We start from the raw sequence: 19,648 nt of genomic DNA on the forward strand, positions 1-19,648 counted from the left end.
AGTCTACTATTCCTCTATGAACGCTTTAACTGATTCCAGTGATAGCTTTGCTAGTTCTCCCATGTATATCACAAATCTTTCCTCTGAGATTGAATTTAGTGCCCGAACTCTCCTCAACTCAGGCGAATCTACTCTGAACGATCGTGGTGTCGATATCGACGTTCTGGCTCTTCCGAAGATCAGTGCCATCTACACTCCAAGGAGGGTTATTAGAGATCCGCATTCAATCTGTTAAAGAAGATCATGAATAGTACTATTTTATGGGTGGTTTATGATCCAGCACCGTTTTTAAATAGCTAGATCACTAATCCGAAGATCTATAACAAAGTACAACGAATGAGGCGAAGTATGAGCCATGAAAATCGGTCGCCCTTCGAACACCTGAAATCACGCTATGATGAAACGGAGCTTCGGTGCCCCGAGTGTGGCTTTTTCGATGAAGACGGGGAATGGAAAGCAACAACTGATGGTGGTACAGTGGAATATCATCATATCTGTCCAAGCTGTGGAGTCAAACAGACGCGCGTAATGGACCGTTCGTAGTTCGCGGTTTTCTATCAAGGAAGCTTGATTGAATGCAAAGCTCGAAAATAGTATTACATAACGTTAGGTAGGCTCCAAACACAGGAGACCCAGGAAATCGTTGAGTCCACCGATCCCCGTCTAATTTACACCCTTATTATATTAAATTTTTAGAATGATTGGCCAGAGCACACTTTGTAAAATATAGTCGTCATACTGTCATTAGAAACAAATGACTCAATAATGACGTTTAACCGAGAGGATTTTTGATTCGATAGTACACTCATGTACTAGAGTTCGGATAGCGATCGAATACCCGTCAATATATGTAGTATCCATTAGAAACATGCGATAATGGTAGAGTGGTTACGGACGATCGGACGCGACCTTGGCCGAATGCTACAAGCCTTGTCTGCGATGTTTTTTGTCTCATTACTTATTCCGCTTGTTTGGCGGGAATACTACGCAGTTCCAGGACTTCTCTTGTCTGGATTACTCACATTAAGTTTAGGCGCTGGATTGACGAGGTGGTGTAGAAGTGCCGCAGAACCGGGGAAGCTCCATGGGATGATGATTGCGGCGTCGGGGTGGTTTTTGGTTGCACTCTTCGGCGCGCTACCGTTCTATTTCATCGCATGGACGGTGAAACTCGATCCAGTGTTTCTTAGTGTCCCGCAAATGCAACCCGAAGGATATGCAACCCTCGCTGCGTTCAGACATCCAATAAACGGAATCTTCGAGAGCATGAGTGGTTTTACTGGAACTGGATTAACTATGACTGACCGTGAAGATCTCCTCCCACATACCCTCCAATGGTGGCGGTCCTTTATCGAGTGGATCGGTGGCGTCGGCGTCATCGTGCTCACAACTGCAATTCTTGCACGACCAGGAAGTGGATCTCTGACCCTCTACGAAAGCGAAGCACGTTCGGAAAAAATCCACCCAAGTATCGTCTCGACTGTCCACACGATTTGGTGGATTTTCCTATTGTTCACGTTCCTCTCAATCCTCTTGCTGTGGCTTGCGGGAATGCCAATGTGGGGGGCGATAAATCACGCGATGACCGGTCTGGCGACGGGAGGATTCAGCATCACTGACAACAGCATCGGCACATATCACAGTGTGGCTATCGATTTCGCACTTCTTCCGGTGATGATCCTCGGTAGCATTGCATTCCCAATCCATTATCTGATTCTGCAGGGAGATCTGAAGAACCTCTATACCGACCTCCAAACGAGATGGGTGTTCGGATTTTTTGCATTTGGAACAATCGCGTTGACAGCAATGCTATTCTTTAATCAAACGTATGATTCACTCTTTCGTGCGTTCCGATTCGGTATCTTTCAGTTCGTTTCAGCAGCGTCGTGTACTGGGTTTCAAACCGCTGGTTCACTTGGAACCGAATGGTCTGCTGAAGCCCAAGTGACCGTTTCATTGGGAATGGTTGTCGGTGCTGCCGCTGGTTCAACAGTTGGCGGTATCAAACTCATTCGACTCGCGACGCTTACAAAGGGAACCTGGTACCGAATTACAAATATATTCTATCCACAATCTGCACTTCGCCCATTCAAGTTAGATGGCCGAGTTCTAACTGATGCTGAGACAGCTCAAGAATTCGAAGAAGCGTCGATCATCGCGTTTCTCTGGGTAGTGTTCTTGACAGTGGGGATGTTCGTTCTTCTCGTCACACTCCCCAGTGGAGCGGATGGCTACAGTCTTCAAAATATTGTATTCGAAGTCGCTAGCGCACAAGGAAACGTCGGCCTGTCCAGTGGGATTACTGGGGCTGCCATGCCACTTGTGGTCAAAGTGACGCTCTTCTTTAATATGTGGATTGGCCGTCTCGAAATCATCCCGGTATTAGTATTGCTTCGGAGTGTCTTCCGCGGAACAGGGGTGTATCGATAATGGCGAATCCTCGTGATTATCCGTTCTTTCGGCAACTTGCCCAATTCGGTGGTCAAGATACTATCTTCGACCTTCTGCTACTCATAGGACCACTGCTCATCGTAATCATCACTATCCTTGGGCGAACAGTTGTTACGGTCGGACTCGCTAGTGGCTATATTCTCTTCTTCCTCGGCTATCTTCTTTACAAGGGTCTTGACTACCGTTAGAAAATAGTTCTTTTATCCGATCCAAAAATAGCAAGTGGAGGTCTGATTTCTTTCCATAGATAAGAACTTGGTCCAAGTCCAATGAAAATACTGTTCGTGTGGACAGTCATCACGTGCTGAGCAAGGTCTATACACAGCTAACGGCTTCCTGAAGAATAGATCGTCAAATGTGCGGAACTCGCGAACCGTCGATTCTATTATATTATTCAGGGAACCAGAATTCGTAACCGTGATTATTGTCTATTGGGACGGCGAATAAAAACGTGTTTGAGTAATCCTATATACGGTGAGTCACCAAAAGCCAATAAGAATGTATCTCATCATCATCGGGGCGGGAAGTATTGGAAGTCAGCTGATTAAACTTACAACTGAACAAAACAACGATGTTGTGGTAATTGAAAAGGATCCAGATATTGCAGAGACAGCGTCCTCTACCTACGACTGTCTCGTCATCAATGAAGATGCAACGATCATTGATACCCTTGAGGAAGCAGGAGCACACCAGGCTGATGCTATCATCAGTACTACCGACGAGGATGCGATCAACATTATGGTGATGCTGCTCGCCCAAGAACTAGAAATTCCATCGCTTGTTTCAGTCGTTCATACTCCAGAGCATATGCGACTGTTCCGCCAAATCGGTGTGAACGTCCTTGAAAATCCTCAGCACCTTATCGCAGAATATCTTTACCGAGCTGTACAACGACCATCCGTCAAGGACTTTATGCATCTTGGAGAGGGTGCAGAAGTCTTCGAGATCACTACTACCCAGGGAAGTGAAATCGCTGGAACATCACTTCAAGATGCACATGAAATGGGATTGTTTGGGGATGATGTCCTAATCGTTGCAATCGAACGTGATCACTCAGTTATCACCCCGCGTGGGGAGACCGAAATTCAGGTCGGTGACCTCGTTACGGTATTTTCAAAACATGGGTTTGCACCGGATGTTATGGAGCTATTCACAGGAAATGGGCGTAGCAATCATCGGTGAAGAAAGGTATTGTCAGCGTTAGAACATTATTTCGTGTGTCAGATATATTTAGATATTGAGAGTATTGAAAAATTGTTTTGCAACGATTTTGAATAATTGCTTTTCTACTGCAGCTTCATGATCTCCCGTTTTAGCAAAGATTCCAAGAGGAAGTTCTCCTCCAGCACGGTCAGGATGCCCCCCGGCTGCTCCGTATGTACTAAATGCCTCCTCAACTGCAGTGCCGACGTCGATCCGAGGATCGAAAGATTGTGCACTGAGCCGAAGCTTGTCATCGGCAATTCCCATTACGAGAACAGTTTTGACCCCCTCTAATCGGAGCAAATAGTCAGCCGCTTGGGGGAGAGCTCCAGTTTCAGTTGTTCGTCCAATACTCGAGACAAGTGTTGACCCTTGTTTTTCTCGATGGTTGATTGCCTGTCCAATTGCATCGAGCGTCGATGGAGTAAGTGATGATCCATATACTTCTTCGATGAGATCAATGTCTGCATCGGGATATAGTTCGGTTGCAGCTTGGTAATCCGCTAGTGTGGGATATCGAACGTGATCGAGCCGTTCGTTGTGAATCGCGAACAAAAGGGCAGAAGCGATAGACACAGGGGGTGTTTTTTCTTGCTCTTGAATATATTCGGTGAGGATTGTTGATGTTGCCCCGTAAGATGGACGACTATCGATGAATGGTATGTCGATGCTGTGTTCTGTCTCTTTTATATCAATAATTACTTCAACTGGAATCTCATCTGGAAGCTCCACTTCTGTTCCGGACACAGAATGATCGATGAGAGCGATATGATCAAACGAATCAAATACTCCCTCTTCGATTTCTTCAATCGGTATTTCAAATATATTTACAAGTGAGAGTATCTCTTGGTGAGTGATTTTTCCTTGGTAGAAGATGCTACACCGATCGATTTCAACTTGCTTTGCAATCCACTGTAAAGCGAAGCCACTTGCAAGACAATCTGGATCTGGTTGATGGTGACAGACAATTGCGAGCGAGTCAAGAGTTTTTAAATAGTTATGTAGTTCATCTGATTTCTGCATAACTTCCACTATGTGTGAAGAGAATACGAATGTAGCGGCTCTATCAGGGCTGTGTAGTAAAAAGCATCTACTAAACGGCATGTGTGTCTCTTCCAACTAGGAATTCATGGTAATGATAAAATCAAAAATCTATTCCTAAGTGGCTCTCTTGATTAGTAGCTCAACATTCACTCGAAGACTCTTGTTCCCAAATCGTTGTGAACTCTCGATCTTTTGGAGCGTCGTCAATCCGATGAATTTCCTACGTATCACCAGAACTGGGGTGGAGTAATTCAAGAACTGTAGTCTGATCAAGCCATTTGTCTGCATGCAGTGTCCTTCTCAAGGTGGGCGGGGGTTAGTTCGGCAGTTCTGTCCGCCCGGTTCTCACACACGGCCAACATGGGAAGTCACCGAGGCCCTCACAGTCGCAGTTGTCTGGTTCGGTCTCGTCTTCGTCCTCCGATGGGAACGCCTCAAGTGTGCCGTCGTCAGTGGCGTTTTCAACGGCGGCCATGTGTTTGCAGAAGGCGTTGCGGTGGACGTGGTGCGGGCACGTGCAGGCCATCAGGTCTTCAGTCACGTCGTCGATGGAGACTGTGTACTGGTGGGCTGCGGGATTCTCATGGCTCTCGTTGGTGACGTCGACCATTCCGGGGGCATCCTCGTCTTGGTCGGATTCATTCTCGCACAATAACTATCACTACCGTTTCAGACAGCGATTTTAGGATCTCTCCACAGATGTGCAGTCAGACTGCCTGTGTCGGCCATCATTCAGCACCCCTAATGTTGAACTAAACAGAGCAATCATCACCAGTATGCAGCGAGCTCTCCCTCTTTTCGGACTTGTCCTGGTTATCATCCTCGTAGGCTGTCTTGGTGGGCTTGGATTCAGTGGTAGTAGCGACGCCACAAACGCCACAACAACGACGACAGGAATGGAAACACAGACGACCTCGATCGCTAGCACAACAACAGCAGAATTGACTACTGCAACAACGGCCACTACAGAACCTCAGACCCAAACACGCACACAGACGACGTATCTACGACAACCCACGACCGCGAATATTGATACTCCAGAGAATAGCGAACGCTTCCAAGCGCGTGTTACTGAGGTCATCGATCCGACGACGCTCAAGATCAAATACGATGGGAGAAACTGGACCGTCGATTTGATCGGCGTACGCGTCCCTGAGAGCGGTAAGATCCGTGACACTGCAGGGTTCTCTCGTTGGGATGTTCTCTTCCTCTGTCGATTCCGTGGGTGACTCCGACTCTTCTGTAGTGGTTCCCGATGGTGATCGGGTCACTACGACCGTCCCAGTCATTCCCGCCGCCAGATCGGGTTTGCTGTAGTAGTCGTATGTTCCAGGGACGTCGAATGTGTGTGTGAAGCTGAAATCAGCATCGTGGAGTGTCGACTTTGAGCCAGGAGAACCGTCCCAATCGGCGTCGTTCGGCTGATGGTCCACGACAACATTGTGGTTGTTTGAGTCCCAGACCCAGCGGATGGTGGTTCCTGGCTGAACTTCGAGTTCGTCGGGGTCAAACATTAGATTCCCTCCAGGACCGACGTGGACGGTTTTATCGGGGGTACTACCGTCAGTCGATGTGTTCTCGTTTGTACTACTGGGAGTTGCTGATGACAGGCAGCCGGCGAGTGATGCACTGGTGAGCGTTGCGCCAGTAATCGTGAGGAGCGTACGGCGGGTGGGGTCGTGATTCATGACTAGACACCGTTTTGGACTAACATCTTGGTGGCAAAAAATACCGATATGTTATTCCCACACACTGAGAATGAACTTAACAGATAATCTCACTCGAATTGTATGTTGGATTTCTTCGAATATCTACACCAAGATTCGCAACCGCTCTCGACATGCGAGATAGTGTTGAAATCAAGCGGTAGCCAACCGGCACACTACTCCAAATGTCTGTTTCAAGTGATCGGTACTGTTGTCTCAGAACACTATTTGACCCGGTGCGAACCGTCGTTGTTTATGCGACAGTGTGCGAAAAACTTCCTCATAGAACGCTGATCAAGCGAGGATCAGCGGGTATCGAATCATCAAAAAAGACATCGCCTAAAGAAGACGATGGGAATTGAAAACCAATTATGCGGAGTTCCGGTACCCATCCACAAGCGATAGAGCAGCAAATATGGCAATCGCTAGTACGAGTGCTAGAACACCCTGCATTGAAGGGAAATAGACACTCCAAATGATGAAGCTAATGATTGCTGCAATGAGACACATCCCAAAAAGTCTCCAACCCGATGTTACTTTCATTAGTAAGGATACGCAACAGAATACGATAAGCTTTCTGTATATTATAGAAATGTTCCGACAGACAGCGGATAATTGCCACAGTAGTAGAACGGACCGTAGTCGAAATTCAGCTCGCCGTGAAAGAGGCTGTCGGCTTCCATGAACCAGACCCAAGCGGACCACAGATTACTGGCTTTAGTGGCTTGGAATTCAATAGACGTCGACCACTGTCGACGAAAGACTGTCGTGTAATATTGGGGCTGGCATTCTCTATGTGCCACTCGGTATCGTGCTCGTTCTCATTGGGCTGTTTCAGGGAAGTGAACAGTACTCAGTAGGACATTCATTGTCGACGGGCTTATTTATGGTCGTATAACTGACTGTCTTCTTTTCGAACTGTAGCACAAAGCATATACCAAACCCCACAAAGCCACTGATTGTGGCGCGGTCACCGCTGACACCCTGAATGGGTCCACACTGTGGGTCTGGCGCCATCACTCCCGATCCACACCCTCTCCTCGCCACACCCCCCTTCCTGCTCACACACGTGCCATGCCTTGTCCGAGCAGGAATTTACAACTGATCCAGTTATGTCTCTACTATCTAATTCGTCCCCCCAGGCCGACACAGAGCAATCAGGTGACATCCATTGAGAAATTCTGTCACTAACCACAGAGAGAGAATCTAACAAAGATGCATTCGCAACCGTATTACCAGTGAATACTCCAGTAGACATATTATATACCAATAATAATTCGAGATATGGATATTCGGCCACTCGAAAGTGAACATACGTGCAGTAGATTGTTAGTCAATATCATCCTAGGCTATCCGAGCGTTTGCTGACGACGGAAGCCGCTGATATACCCATCCTCACCGACGATCGCGAGTAAACTCAACGTGGGAAACGGATACTGCTATAATGTAAAAAACGACCGTCTGAGCGGGGGACTGTTCAGGACCACGGCCAGCAGTACGGTCAACATTTCGACCTCCCACGTTCGATCTGATATCTGTCATTGATTAATCGCTGCAGATAGGGATTCATCAACTGGATCAGTCATCTCGTCTGCGTTGATTGTTCTCTAATGACCGATTTGCTTGTGCTGATTGCTCTTTTGTTCCCACTTCGTTCTGAATGGTGGCCAGTCGTATTTCGTTCATTCTCAATGAGTGAGAATTAGAACCCGGTATTTTTTGCCGCCGAAGTGTAGGTTGTAAATGGATTTCAATCATGCCCAACACCCCCACTCGCCGCACACTTCTCGCCGCCACCGGCGCAACCCTTGCGAGCGCATCATTTGCTGGGTGTCTCGGTGGTTCACAACTCAGCGCAGATGCCGCAGAGGAGAAGTCACAGACAACGACAACCGACTCGACATCGGTCGATACAACCATCCAAGTGGGACCAGACGGCGAGCTGATGTTTGAACCAGCTGAAATCACCGTGACCCCAGGAACCACTATCCAGTGGGTGTGGAAATCAGATCGGCACAACATCATTCCCGAAGAGCAACCCAGCGATGCCAAGTGGAAGGGAACACCTGGTGGTGCAGGAAAGTTGTATGGAACTGGATACACCTATACGCACACATTCACGACGGAGGGGCATTACGAATATCAGTGTACGCCGCACAAAATGGCAGACATGGTGGGTGAAATCACCGTTTCAAAACCGGGGGGCTCGACATCTGTCGACGCACCAACTGGAAAGACGGCTACTGCCGACAATCTCCCGATTGAAGTTGGACCAAATGATGAGTACATCTTCAGCCCTGGAACGGATTGTCCGCTTGTGATTTCAGCAGGTACAGAGGTAGAGTTCGTCTGGAAATCAGACGGTCATAACATTGTTGTTGAGGATCAACCTGCGGATGCAAACTGGCACGGAACACCGGGCTCCACGTCGAGATTATTTGACTCTGGGTACACGTACTCCCATACGTTTGAGGTACCTGGCCGATATGACTTCACCAGCCAGCCGTTCGAAGCCGCTGGAATGGTTGGAACCATTTACGTTGAATAATAGCACGTCACCACACACGTTTCACTGCTGTTGTTCACGATGCAGGTGTGGACAACCCGTTATTATTAGAAAATTAGTTGACTAATTGCCAGAGCTAGTGTGCGCAGATTCGCCGTATTTTAGGAAGAAAAATGTATAGAGTAAAGACATGAGTACCATTATTATTGTTGCAATTCCAACATAATGGGCTTGAAACGGAACACCCATTTCTTCTGGGTCTGCTTCCGCCTCAGCACCTCCACCACTAGCGGAACCGACTGTAATAGTACCTTTCATGCCCATACTCTGGTGTGGGACACAGTGGTACTCAAAGGATCCCTTCTTCTCAAACGTGTGGCTGAATGTAATACTGCTCCCTGATTCTGGTGCTCCGCTTTTAAAAGAACCATCAGATGCAACGACATTGTGTGCTCCACCTTTTCCAGTCCATACCCATTTGACTGTTGTCCCCGGTTGGACGGTTAGTTCGGCTGGGGAAAACGCATAGTACCCACCGTTTCCTTTTGTACCGACTTTCACCGTCTTTGTTGTGCCACCACCTGCTTTCTTTCCACTAGTTTGATTACCTGCTGATTAATTCGTGTTTGATTTATTTCCTTTAGATGAATTTCCACTTCCACTTGTGGAATTATTTTCCTTTTGGGCGGTCACTGGGATCGTACCCGCTGCTACTACTCCACCAGGTATTTTAATGAAATTTCGTCTGTTCATATAGGCAGAGTTAATAGTGAAACTGTATAAATCCTCCTGAATTATATTGAGAGAATGAGATTGGGGGAAAATTCTGTCCTCTGGCAGCATGATTAAAATTCATACTCTCTCACTACAATCATCGCATATTCTATGAATGAATACACCAATTCAAGTGGGAAATTCACGGTCACATATTTACTTAGTACGTCAATCTTAACAACCGGGGAACAAATGATATTACTGAATACAGAGAAGGTAAAAGTCAAGTAAAAAAGAGCGAAGTACTATCAGAAAGGGTTTTATTGATTATGTACTATTCGGCAATATTAAGAAGTGTATGGTGGAAGGAGATAGCCAAACCATGACCCGGGTCGAAACGTTCGTGAAAAAGACGGTTCCAACAAAATATGAATTACTACTAATCGCTGGACCACCCATTTTTCTCGTCTTCGTTCATTTCACTCTCTCACCGTCACTTCAGTCAAGCCTGATAGCCCGTTATCCAACACCAGATCTACTAACCCTGTTCACTTCTGCATATATACATAAGAATAATCAGCATCTATTTCAGAACCTGTCGATGTATGCTAATACGATCATTCTTATTTATCTATTTTGTATACAACTTGGTCGTCGTCGGTGGTTTCGAAGGACAATACCAATGTTACTGATCTTTCTACCAGTGGTAATCTCACTTGGTAATGTTTATATATTCAATATTCTATTTGAAGGTGACAGGATAATATCATACGGGTTTTCTGGTGTGGTAGCAGGGTATATAGGATTTCTTTTTATTATCATAATTATTTTTTATCAAAAGAGGTATGGGCCATGGATTGCCTTTTGGCTTGCTCAGCTCGCCATTATTATGGGTACCGGACGACTACTAATAAGACATATCAATGCAATTTCGGTAAAATATTTCACATCTGCTTTAGTAGTATCTATTCTTGCATCAAGTGTCAAAGTTTCACCAAATATATTCCAATTAAAGAACAGTCAGTTTTCTTGGGAACAGTGGTATGTGAGCGCGCTGTTTGTATTTCTATCGATGGGGCTTATAGTATCTTTATTTATGATGTTATTTCTTCCAATACGTGATATTTCTAGTACAACAAATGTATATGCTCATGGAGTAGGATTCATAAGTGGCACTATTATTTCAGCAATTGTATTTACGAAAGGACAGTAATAGATGACATTACAATGCCCACATCTGCTTATACTTCCCACAAGAAGTCAATCACGCTAAATCAGGCAGGTTCGAGAGATCGACCTCGCTGCTGTCCTACGTTCTACTTCGGTTACAAACTAATCAGCATTCCGAAACGCATCGAAACTCCAGAAATCAGACGTCTTTCCCCAGAATTGTTCGGGATAGCCGAACCGAATCGGCAACCTCGTGTCTAATTTGTGTTCAGAAATGTGATAGAAGTGTAGTAATTCTGAATGTTTTTATTACCGTACAGAGTAGTTTGAAATACCATGTCTGGTCCACCAGGACGCACTCCCCGACCAGCAGAGACCAACACCCGACGCTCATTCAGCGGCCATGGGACACTCACAACCGTCGAAAAAGATGGCCTTGGCCTCCTCATCGATGACACCGTCTATGCATTTGCCGATATCTCCGTTCCTTGTATTCCACTGCTGTATGTCATCATGGTGACCACAGCAGTCGATTTTGGCGGGGTCAAAAGCGCAGCCATGATTGGATGGCTAACAATGGTACTCGGAACAGCCTTGATTCGTGGCGGCTGGATACAGCCGCTCTTTACTGACATCCCCGGTTGGGTTTCGCTAACTCCACTGCTGATCGGCCTTCGGTTCCTCTATTTCAACCTCGCGTTAGCAGTCATCGCCTATGGTGGTGATTTCCTTGGCAAAGCAACCCAACTTCCCTTACTCCCAATGGGGTGGGCAGTATTGATTGGCGGACTTGCGGTTGGGAGTTTTCCGTCGATAGCTGGAGCAATTGCGGCCCGGCGGCACACGTGATCTGATACCAGTGACTCTACCGGCCTATCGAATCATATTGGAAAAGATGGCCACGACAACCGGTGAATGAGCAAGTCTGGTCAAATAGTGAAACATCCCCCGATGAGTTCAGACCCATAGTAATAGAATGTAACAATAATTTTTTGACGTACGTTGCTGAAGTTCGAAATTGAGAGTGTGAGTACCAATGTCATCCCCAACACCCCGAAAATCAGAACAGAGATTTCCAACCGTCTCGGCCACTGATCCCGTTGGTGACCTGGTGTACGCAGTATTCGATATCTCGATCCCTGCACTCCCGATCCTTCTTGTCATCCTCAATCTAGAGCCGATTTCTGCAATCGGGGTTAAAAATGCGCTTGTCTTTGGGTGGGGAACCGCCGTTGTCGGTATTGCTCTGTTCTATGGTGAATGGGTGACACCACCAACGCGAACAGAGTCTGGGTGGCTTTCGTTGACACCCTCGTTGTTTGTCGTGCGAATACTCTATTACAACCTGCTCCTATTAGTTGCGGGATATTGTGGTAGCTACATTGGGTCGTTTTCGCATTCGATGTATCTCTCAGCACTCGTCGGGATAACTATCAGTGCAATAGCGATCAGTTTCTTCCCCTGGGTCGTTGATCGCTACTGGGTATCCTCGCCGTAATTGTGATCTAGTGTCAGGAATTGGAGTGCAACTGGTAAGAGAACACACGTACGGCACATGGACTGTCTGAGATTATGGATGGGCTTCGAAGGCGATACTTTACAATCTACCCGTCTCGGTTTTGTTGTGGTCCGCCTCATTGTTTAATAAGACTATCAGACGGATGCCGGAATTCAGTGAAACGTGGGACGACAAGGTGTAGTACCTGTGAAGAGTTTCCCACGTTCGCTGTACACTATCACAAATTGCCACGGCGGATAGTATCCAGCACTGGTGTGCATGCTGTAGTGTGTCATAGCGGTATCGTTCACGTCGAATATGACCGTGGAAAGCGCAAATATGCAAGGTTGTGACGCTATGACTATAGCATTCAATGCGGAGTTGGTTGGTTACCCCACTCTTAAAGAAAAGAAAACTGTCTTTGTTTCGAATAGTAGCACAAAGCATATACCGAACCCTGCTAAGCGATTATCTGTGGCGTGGTCGCCGCTGACACCCTGAATGGGTTCCAACATGGGTCTGGCGCCATCACTCCTGATCCATACTTCCCACCTACCCCGCCACCCCTCCTTCCTGCTCGCATGCGTGCCATACCCTGTTCGAGCAGGAATATGCAACTGATCAGTCATGTCTCTGTTACCCAGTTCGACCCCGGAGATCGACACTAAGCAAGCTGGTGAGATCCAAATTCTTGGAATCGATGAACGAGATACAGATGCAGTCTTTGAGACGCTGTCGTCTGCGACGGCTCGCAACCTTCTCGTGACAATCAATGACGAGCCAGGAACGTCGTCTGAACTCGCTGATCGTCTTGAAACGTCAATTCAAACCGTTTCCTACCATCTTGACGCACTCGTTGATGCCGAGTTAGTCCAAGTCGCGGATACACGATATTCCGAAAAAGGCCGTGAGATGAAAATCTATGCCCCCGGTGAGAACCCGGTCGTGCTTGTTGTTGGAACTGAAGAGCGGACACATGGGATTCGTTCGATACTCAAACGGTTTCTTGGTGCGATTGGTGCGCTTGCATTCCTCAGTCTCATCGTGCACACGCTTGTTGAGGGGTTTCCGTTCATGGCGCAGACCGCAGCTGGTGGCCAACCGGAGCCAGCTGGGTGGCCAACAGGGCTTGCGTTCTTCATCGGTGGCCTTGTGATTCTTCTGATCGCCCTCTGGTGGCAAGCGTCTCACAACTGAACGATCTCAGGTGCAGTATTCTGGCTAGTGGGTAATGCGAAGAGGTACGGTCTGTTCTGGTTACGAAATTATGCGCGAAGTCGTCGGGCGCCACTCCCAAGTACAAACCCGAGCCCAGCGGCGAGCCCAATAGCAATTGCCATGAATGGGAGTGTTGTGTGGAAGAGAGTAGTATAGTTCAGTTGAGATAGTGGCGACGTATACAACATACTCCCAAGAACAACGCCAAAGAGTGGACTCGCAGCGAGAGCAATGCTAATGAGTAGGCCGTCGTTCAGATACGCGTTGAGCGCTGCAGGAATGAGCATGAGCGCAAATAGAATTACTAAATCGACGCCAAATCCAACAGGAATTCCATACGACGCGAGCTCGCCAGCTATGGCCGGTACATGAAGGGCGAAAAGGCAGAGAAAAAGGACGGCTGCGAAGACGAGAAACCAGAGTGATCGATAGGATGATCGGCCGAACCAGAGCGGCAGTCGACGCTGCTGGGATGTCATAACCGAGTAGTCGGAAGTGTGGAAGTAATTCGTTTGGATAATTCAAAATCGATTTTGAGTTTAACTAACCTTCATCTATTTTCTTGGTTGAGATACGGTATGGAGAACAAGAAGAACAAACCTCCTACTACAATATCCAATCCAAAGAAATTCATTCAAACGGTCTGTATCGCACTCGGGTTGTTTGTGTGTTCAGCTGGCCTTTTATCTGCAATTAAACGCTTTGATCTCCCCGTATTTCGATTTTTACGATTAGAGTATTTTGCGCTCGGGCTTCTCATCGGGAGTGCAGTACTTGCTGTTCGTGATCAGCATCTTCATCGTGTCTGGTTATTCGTCTTTGCATTCGGCGCAGGATTTGGAATCCACCTTGTTGGAATAGGCATTACCGGCGAAACGCCAGGTCTTCCATTCCGAATTCTGTGGGCTGGTATCGTTGGCCTTGTTACTGCCGCTATTTTTGGGACAATTGGTGGGGCAATTGGTCTCTGTCTTCGTCGGATATTCGCTAATTCATGACTATGAGAGGGGAGATAGGCAGCTACGATAGTAAAATAAGCCATCATCGTGAATCGCTGTAAATTATCACCAGCCAGAGCGAGAGTGAATGCCCAAAGTTAGTATAGTATACTAACTCCATTAGTGCCTGTACCAGCAAAAACAGATGAATAAGTGAATAAGAGAGGGTCGACTGGGTCGCATCGAACGCCGAGAAACGGAAGTCACTCGTGAGCCGAATCGCAGCGCACGAGGTCTATCCACGGTGGCCACCAACGGTCGTGACCGTCAGCAGGCCCAGTCCGAGGACGTAGGCTACGGTGGTCGGGACGGCGACGAGGAACATCGTGTAAAGGCTATCGGGCGTCAGCAGCCCGCCGAGCGCAAACGTTCCAATGACGACCACCCGCCAGTGTTCACGGAAGGTGTCATAGGAGACGATACCGCCCTCATTGAACAGAACCATCGTCACAATGACGTCCGCGAGCAGGCCGATACCGATGGTCGTGGCGAACACGAGCCAGAAGAAGCTCTTGACTCGGTAGTAGATAACCATGTTCGCCTGCTGAGCATCCCAGACGAGCCATGAGATGATACGTGGTGCTACCTGTGTATAGCCGACGTAGCTCCCGGCGAACAGTCCAGCGAACAGCGCGAAGCCCCACACGAAGAATACATTGCGGTTCCCACGGGCGATGCCCCGCTCTTTCATCGCAGGCCACGCGAAGTACAGTAGCACAGGAACCGCTGCGACCGCACCGAGGAGCGTTGAGACCTTCACCTCGAAGATAAGCGCCTCGACCGGGTGGAGCGTGACGATGTTCAACAACTGGGCCGGGTCACCCTGCACAACGCCCTCGGGAACACGCCGTGTGAAGTCCTTGTTGATAGCCTCCATCCCTCCCTTGTAGAGGACGAGGAACGACCCCGCGAGGACGAGCATGAAGATGCCGACAACCCAGAAAATCTTCGTCGTGATCGACTGGAAGATGAAGGCGATATCGTAGTAGTAGCCGCCAATGTCATCCTCAGTTGTCTCGTCCTCCGAGAACGCATTCATCATGCCCGCGGCCGTACTCTGGACGACGTTGCCGTCGCCATCGGCGCTACTGCCCTGCTGGCGAGCCACGTCCTCGGCGAGCGGTGCATCGCCCTCACTCTCGATGCTCCCCGTTGACTGTGTATCCTGCGCTGCCTCGTCCGCTTCCGCTGCTTCCTGATTGCTGTCGTCGTAGCGGTCGAGGATGGCTTGGGCTTTCTCGGGGTTGTCGTTCGACATCGCGGTCCGAGCGTGGTCGAGCGACTCGTCGCCGCTCATCGCCTCGAATATCTCCGGGGGTGCCGCGCGTACATCAGCCGCGTCGAGTTCGTCGACGTCGATGGCGGGCGGAGCACCGCCCGACGAGGTCATGTCCGCGTCTGCTTCGAGTGAGGCGAACAGGTAGTACAGCACCGCCAGCAGGAATGCGCCCGCCGCGACGACTACCGCCTCGACGATGAGAGCCTGTTCACGAGGGAGACCGAACAAGTTCTCGACGCTCGGAACAACGGGGACGTGGTACTTCGTCGGCAGGGTGTCGTTGAGCGTCGGAATCAGTTCTCGATTCAGGTAAACGCCCGCCCCCTGCGAGATAAGTAGGTACGTGCCAACGCCGCCGATGAAGACGATACCGAGGATGGTATTCCACTTCTGCTGAACCGTCCCGCCGAGGCTCACCTCCTCACTTCCGCGCTTGATGGTAACGACGATTTTCGTCAGATAGAGGCTGAGCGCGTAGAGGACGAGCAGCGGGGCTGCCCACATGATTTGGGTGAATGGGTCCGGTGGTGAGAAGAACGCGCCGAAGGTAAAGATCCCGAGGACGGCGTACTTCCACTTGTCGCGAAACGTTTCGTAGGGAACGATGCCGGTATAGCCCAGCGCACTCATGACGAGCGGCATTTCGGCAGCCAGCCCGAACGAGAACGAGAGGACGAGTACGAACTGTGTCCACGAAACGATACCGTATTTCGGGCTGAATCCGGCATTGACGGCGTTCTTCGCCAAGAAATTGAACATCAGCGGGAAGAACAAGGAGTAGCCGTACGCGAGTCCAGCAGCAAAGAGACCCGCTCCGAGCAGGACGACGACACCACCCTTCCAGTAGGAAACGGAGGCATCGGGATACCACCCCTGTCGCCGGATCGCGCCACGAGCGAAAAAGAGCAACACGGGAATCGCGAGAATGACGCCTGCGACCGTCCCTATTTTCGCTTTCAAGAGAATGACGTCGAACGGCGTCACCGCAACGATATCGACGTGTCGCATCACCGACTTCGGCATTTCCTGCGTCATGACTCGGCGGAGGAACGGCCATGCGACCGTATCCATCGCGTAGAACGTGCCGATGAATCCGGCGACGAAGACGAGAAACACTTTTTGGAGATGTGTCTGTGCTGCCGAGAGCATCGAGCCGAGTGTTTCGCGACCGCTCGCGACTGTCTGTGCGGTGTCTTCATCGATGATACCGCTCCCCGAATTGGACATTCTTTCGGGAGGATACCAGGGTGTCAGTTATCAATTTTCTCGTCACCCAACATGATGAGAGCCTATAAGAACGGATACACTGGCCCGAGTGAAAGACCAACAAATTGGAATGGATGCTGAAAGCATCAGGAGGCGTCAGTCGTCGTCAGTATCGAGGAACCTCGTGAGCCACTTGCCAGACAACAATGGATCAAGGTCCGGAACATCAATGAACGCCGCCATATGGCCGATCTCGTGGCCGCATGGATGAATTGTGATTGCTGTCGGACCACAAATCACCGTCCGGCCATAGTCTGACCACACTTTGACACCGGTCCGGCGTCATTCGGTGTCTCCCTCAGGCGGAGAGACTTACTGCAGTCCTCCCGCACAAGCATGAGAGAAATCTGTCCCTATTTTTCAGTGGACCACAAAGCATAGACGACTATTCAGTCACCACGATAGTACCAGTCATTCCACCGACTTCATGCGGGACACAAAAGTATGAATACGTCCCAGGAACCTCAAAAGTATGTTTAAACGTGGTTTTGGGATCAATTGTACCGCGACCTTTCTGCCAGGCATCGCGGGCAGCCTGTTCTGAATTGAATCCACCAGACGCGAAGTATTCGGCAGCTTCTGGAATGTTAGTTTCGTATGCCGTAACACTATGTCTGCGTATGTCGTCGTTTGCCCAAGTAACTGTATCTCCCTTTTTTACTTCAAGCTCATTTGGATTGAACGTCTCAGATCCCATGACAATATCACCGTTTAATCTCTCTGACCCAAACAAGGCACTTGAACATCCTGCGATACTGATGGATGTGGCACCAGTGACCCCAGCTAAGAATGCCCGTCGCTTCATACTTTGATTTTGAGGCACTATCACGAAATACCTCGCATTGGTTCCTACTAAGTTGGGATAACGAGAACCTTTATCCTTCATCTCCTTCATTTGAGAGCGTCGAGTGGACTACCCTCCTTGAGGACAAGTTTGAGATTCATCTGTGAGGTCAGCAACCCACAATTGTCATCAGCCACCTCAAAATGAGACTGTCCCCAAATTTCTACTTAGTCAGTGATCGCTAGTCTTCTCGACACGGAGCGCCCACCGCAGTCGCCACCACCGTACTTCTCGGGGTGTTTGACCACGTCGAGCGCAGATAGCGTACAAACCGTTCGTTACAATTCACTTAGGTCACCCACCAGTTCAGGGTGGGAAAGCGTTGCGCATAGATTGATGTGGGGGTCCCGGGGGTGGGTTACTTCCGCTTATGGAAATAACCGGAAGTAGCTCAGACACCACTGCTTCCAGTGTAGAACACCGGATGAAAGGCTGTAATCACCAAATTCGAGCGTTTCGAAGACGATATATTGCATGGCGCTATATCAAAATTGAGCGCGGCAAGTTGAGACTAGAGTAGATACAGAGGTTCCAGAATGCACGATTTGGAGCAAACCGCCCACTGCAAGCACTTCAAACTGGAACTCAGACATCGATTCTGATTACTATTCTAACTCTTCCCCGAATTAGCGACCAGTCGGATCAGCGCTGCCGCTGATTACCTGGCGTTCACCGGCTCCAAATCTGTTCTAGCCGATTCCTGTTTGCTTCAACAGTGTAAGGACCATGTTTGCGGTCACAACTGGTGACCGCTTGTACTTGCCAGTCAAGTTGACTTGGACCAGTAAATCGACCGCTCGCCAAATCGAGTAGAGTAGACAGGCAAACGCGAAGGAGAAGAACCGCAGTACAATATTGCCTTGACCTGACTCATTTATAACGAGAGAATCCAATTTCCAACATGGGGATAGATTCATCCCGAATTGAATCGGTGGTCGTTGATTCGTACAGCACCCTTGTTGATGTTGAGTCGTCACGAAAGGCACTTGAAGCCCATACCCCGGAGGCCACAGCACTTGCCCGGGTGTGGCAACTTCGCACGCGAGAATATGCGATGGTTGGAAACGAAACCAATGTTTATCGGCCAGCAGTAGATCGACACCGGCTCGCACTCAAATATGCCCTCGATGTCTTCGATGTGAACCTGACGGACGATGAGATCGAAGAGGTTCTCTCGGTGTATCATGAATTGGACGTCTTTGAGGATGTTCGAGAAGGGCTTGAGACCATCCGCGATACTGGGTACAACATCTATATTCTCTCCAATGGTGATCCAGCACTGCTCGATTCTTTGGTCGACCATACCAACCTTGCGGACGTCATCACTGGTGTGATTAGCGCCGATGACATCCATCTGTATAAGCCGACACGGGAGTTATACGAACACACAGCCGAACGCATTGGCGTGCCCCTCGGAAACCTCGTTCACGTAACCGCAAGTTGGAGTGATGTGAATGGGGCGCTGAACGCCGGGATGCAAGGCGTCTGGCTCAATCGAAAAGGCCGAGCGTGGGAACCCTACGGGAGAGAACCTGATTTGATTATCGAGAGCTTTCACGAATTGGCAGAGTCGCTGACGACGGAGAATACAGAGGTGTGATCCATAGATAAGTACTCAGCATATTTGGATACATTTTATTTTCGGCGACTAGTTGTTCTGTTTTCATTTTCTCTGTATCGGCTTTCTAGTGAGGGATTGTTGAAACGAAGTGACAAGATATGGGCTACTGCCATATGCATTGGGCGATGCA

Annotated in this window: 17 protein-coding genes and 2 pseudogenes; 10 read left to right on the plus strand and 9 right to left on the minus strand. The window is 48.8% G+C overall.

The features are described from left to right. Positions 1–6: 6 nt before the first annotated feature. Positions 7–189 (minus strand): hypothetical protein, encoded by a 183-nt coding sequence (locus LJF34_RS18155; protein WP_231186729.1) that lies wholly within the window; start codon positions 187–189, stop codon positions 7–9. 159 nt (positions 190–348) lie between these two features. Between LJF34_RS18155 and LJF34_RS29190 the strand changes: the two genes are divergently transcribed. The 3 genes from LJF34_RS29190 (at position 349) to LJF34_RS18165 (ending at position 3,633) form a co-directional block, all read left to right on the plus strand. Then, positions 349–543: an HVO_0649 family zinc finger protein gene (locus LJF34_RS29190; protein ID WP_303646683.1), complete on the plus strand. Its 195-nt coding sequence runs from the start codon at positions 349–351 to the stop codon at positions 541–543. A gap of 333 nt (positions 544–876) precedes the next feature. Next, positions 877–2,430 (plus strand): TrkH family potassium uptake protein, encoded by a 1,554-nt coding sequence (locus LJF34_RS18160; protein WP_231186730.1) that lies wholly within the window; start codon positions 877–879, stop codon positions 2,428–2,430. A gap of 519 nt (positions 2,431–2,949) precedes the next feature. Then, positions 2,950–3,633 carry a TrkA family potassium uptake protein gene (locus tag LJF34_RS18165; protein WP_231186731.1) on the plus strand — a complete coding sequence of 228 codons (684 nt, stop codon included), beginning with the start codon at positions 2,950–2,952 and terminating at the stop codon, positions 3,631–3,633. Positions 3,634–3,681: 48 nt separating this feature from the next. On the opposite strand, the gene LJF34_RS18170 is transcribed toward LJF34_RS18165, so the two are convergent. The 3 genes from LJF34_RS18170 to LJF34_RS18180 form a co-directional block, all read right to left on the minus strand. Next, a complete protein-coding gene (locus tag LJF34_RS18170) occupies positions 3,682–4,677 on the minus strand; it encodes a bifunctional oligoribonuclease/PAP phosphatase NrnA (protein ID WP_231186732.1) in 996 nt (331 codons plus the stop codon). A 337-nt stretch (positions 4,678–5,014) separates the two neighbouring features. Beyond that, positions 5,015–5,308 carry an SWIM zinc finger family protein gene (locus LJF34_RS18175; protein WP_231186733.1) on the minus strand — a complete coding sequence of 98 codons (294 nt, stop codon included), beginning with the start codon at positions 5,306–5,308 and terminating at the stop codon, positions 5,015–5,017. Positions 5,309–5,702: 394 nt separating this feature from the next. Then, the gene (locus LJF34_RS18180) at positions 5,703–6,386 is read right to left on the minus strand and encodes a plastocyanin/azurin family copper-binding protein (RefSeq protein ID WP_255666256.1); all 684 of its coding nucleotides are present in this window, start codon (positions 6,384–6,386) and stop codon (positions 5,703–5,705) included. Between the two features lie 1,774 nt (positions 6,387–8,160). Between LJF34_RS18180 and LJF34_RS18185 the strand changes: the two genes are divergently transcribed. Further along, the gene (locus tag LJF34_RS18185) at positions 8,161–8,952 is read left to right on the plus strand and encodes a plastocyanin/azurin family copper-binding protein (protein WP_231186735.1); all 792 of its coding nucleotides are present in this window, start codon (positions 8,161–8,163) and stop codon (positions 8,950–8,952) included. Positions 8,953–9,033: 81 nt separating this feature from the next. Here LJF34_RS18185 and LJF34_RS18190 read toward each other — a convergent pair. Further along, positions 9,034–9,477, minus strand: a pseudogene (locus LJF34_RS18190) (halocyanin domain-containing protein); the annotation flags it as partial. Positions 9,478–10,327: 850 nt separating this feature from the next. Between LJF34_RS18190 and LJF34_RS18195 the strand changes: the two are divergent. The 4 genes from LJF34_RS18195 to LJF34_RS18210 all read left to right on the plus strand — a co-directional run bounded on the left by LJF34_RS18195 (position 10,328) and on the right by LJF34_RS18210 (position 13,489). Beyond that, the gene (locus tag LJF34_RS18195) at positions 10,328–10,837 is read left to right on the plus strand and encodes a hypothetical protein (RefSeq protein WP_231186737.1); all 510 of its coding nucleotides are present in this window, start codon (positions 10,328–10,330) and stop codon (positions 10,835–10,837) included. A gap of 293 nt (positions 10,838–11,130) precedes the next feature. Further along, entirely contained in the window at positions 11,131–11,643 is a 513-nt protein-coding gene (locus LJF34_RS18200; RefSeq protein ID WP_231186738.1) for a hypothetical protein, read from the plus strand. Positions 11,644–11,830: 187 nt separating this feature from the next. Further along, positions 11,831–12,292: a hypothetical protein gene (locus LJF34_RS18205; protein ID WP_231186739.1), complete on the plus strand. Its 462-nt coding sequence runs from the start codon at positions 11,831–11,833 to the stop codon at positions 12,290–12,292. A gap of 627 nt (positions 12,293–12,919) precedes the next feature. Further along, complete coding sequence (locus LJF34_RS18210) at positions 12,920–13,489, plus strand: helix-turn-helix domain-containing protein (protein WP_231186740.1); 570 nt, start codon at positions 12,920–12,922, stop codon at positions 13,487–13,489. 68 nt (positions 13,490–13,557) lie between these two features. Here the strand turns inward: LJF34_RS18210 and LJF34_RS18215 are convergent, their stop codons facing one another. Beyond that, complete coding sequence (locus LJF34_RS18215; RefSeq protein ID WP_231186741.1) at positions 13,558–13,989, minus strand: hypothetical protein; 432 nt, start codon at positions 13,987–13,989, stop codon at positions 13,558–13,560. 99 nt (positions 13,990–14,088) lie between these two features. Here LJF34_RS18215 and LJF34_RS18220 point away from each other — a divergent pair, with 99 nt between their 5' ends. Then, positions 14,089–14,508: a hypothetical protein gene (locus LJF34_RS18220; RefSeq protein WP_231186742.1), complete on the plus strand. Its 420-nt coding sequence runs from the start codon at positions 14,089–14,091 to the stop codon at positions 14,506–14,508. Positions 14,509–14,743: 235 nt separating this feature from the next. Here the strand turns inward: LJF34_RS18220 and LJF34_RS18225 are convergent, their stop codons facing one another. From LJF34_RS18225 to LJF34_RS18235, 3 genes and pseudogenes are all read right to left on the minus strand, one after another. Beyond that, a complete protein-coding gene (locus LJF34_RS18225; RefSeq protein ID WP_231186743.1) occupies positions 14,744–17,014 on the minus strand; it encodes a twin-arginine translocase subunit TatC in 2,271 nt (756 codons plus the stop codon). Between the two features lie 424 nt (positions 17,015–17,438). After that, positions 17,439–17,948, minus strand: coding sequence for a plastocyanin/azurin family copper-binding protein (locus LJF34_RS18230; RefSeq protein WP_342765887.1), 510 nt, complete (start codon positions 17,946–17,948; stop codon positions 17,439–17,441). 638 nt (positions 17,949–18,586) lie between these two features. Beyond that, positions 18,587–18,745 (minus strand): annotated as a pseudogene (locus LJF34_RS18235) (transposase); the annotation flags it as partial. Between the two features lie 53 nt (positions 18,746–18,798). Between LJF34_RS18235 and LJF34_RS18240 the strand changes: the two are divergent. Further along, positions 18,799–19,497 carry a haloacid dehalogenase type II gene (locus LJF34_RS18240; protein ID WP_231186744.1) on the plus strand — a complete coding sequence of 233 codons (699 nt, stop codon included), beginning with the start codon at positions 18,799–18,801 and terminating at the stop codon, positions 19,495–19,497. Positions 19,498–19,648: the final 151 nt, after the last annotated feature.

The organism is Haladaptatus sp. DYF46 (assembly GCF_021083305.1).
GTDB lineage: Archaea > Halobacteriota > Halobacteria > Halobacteriales > Haladaptataceae > Haladaptatus.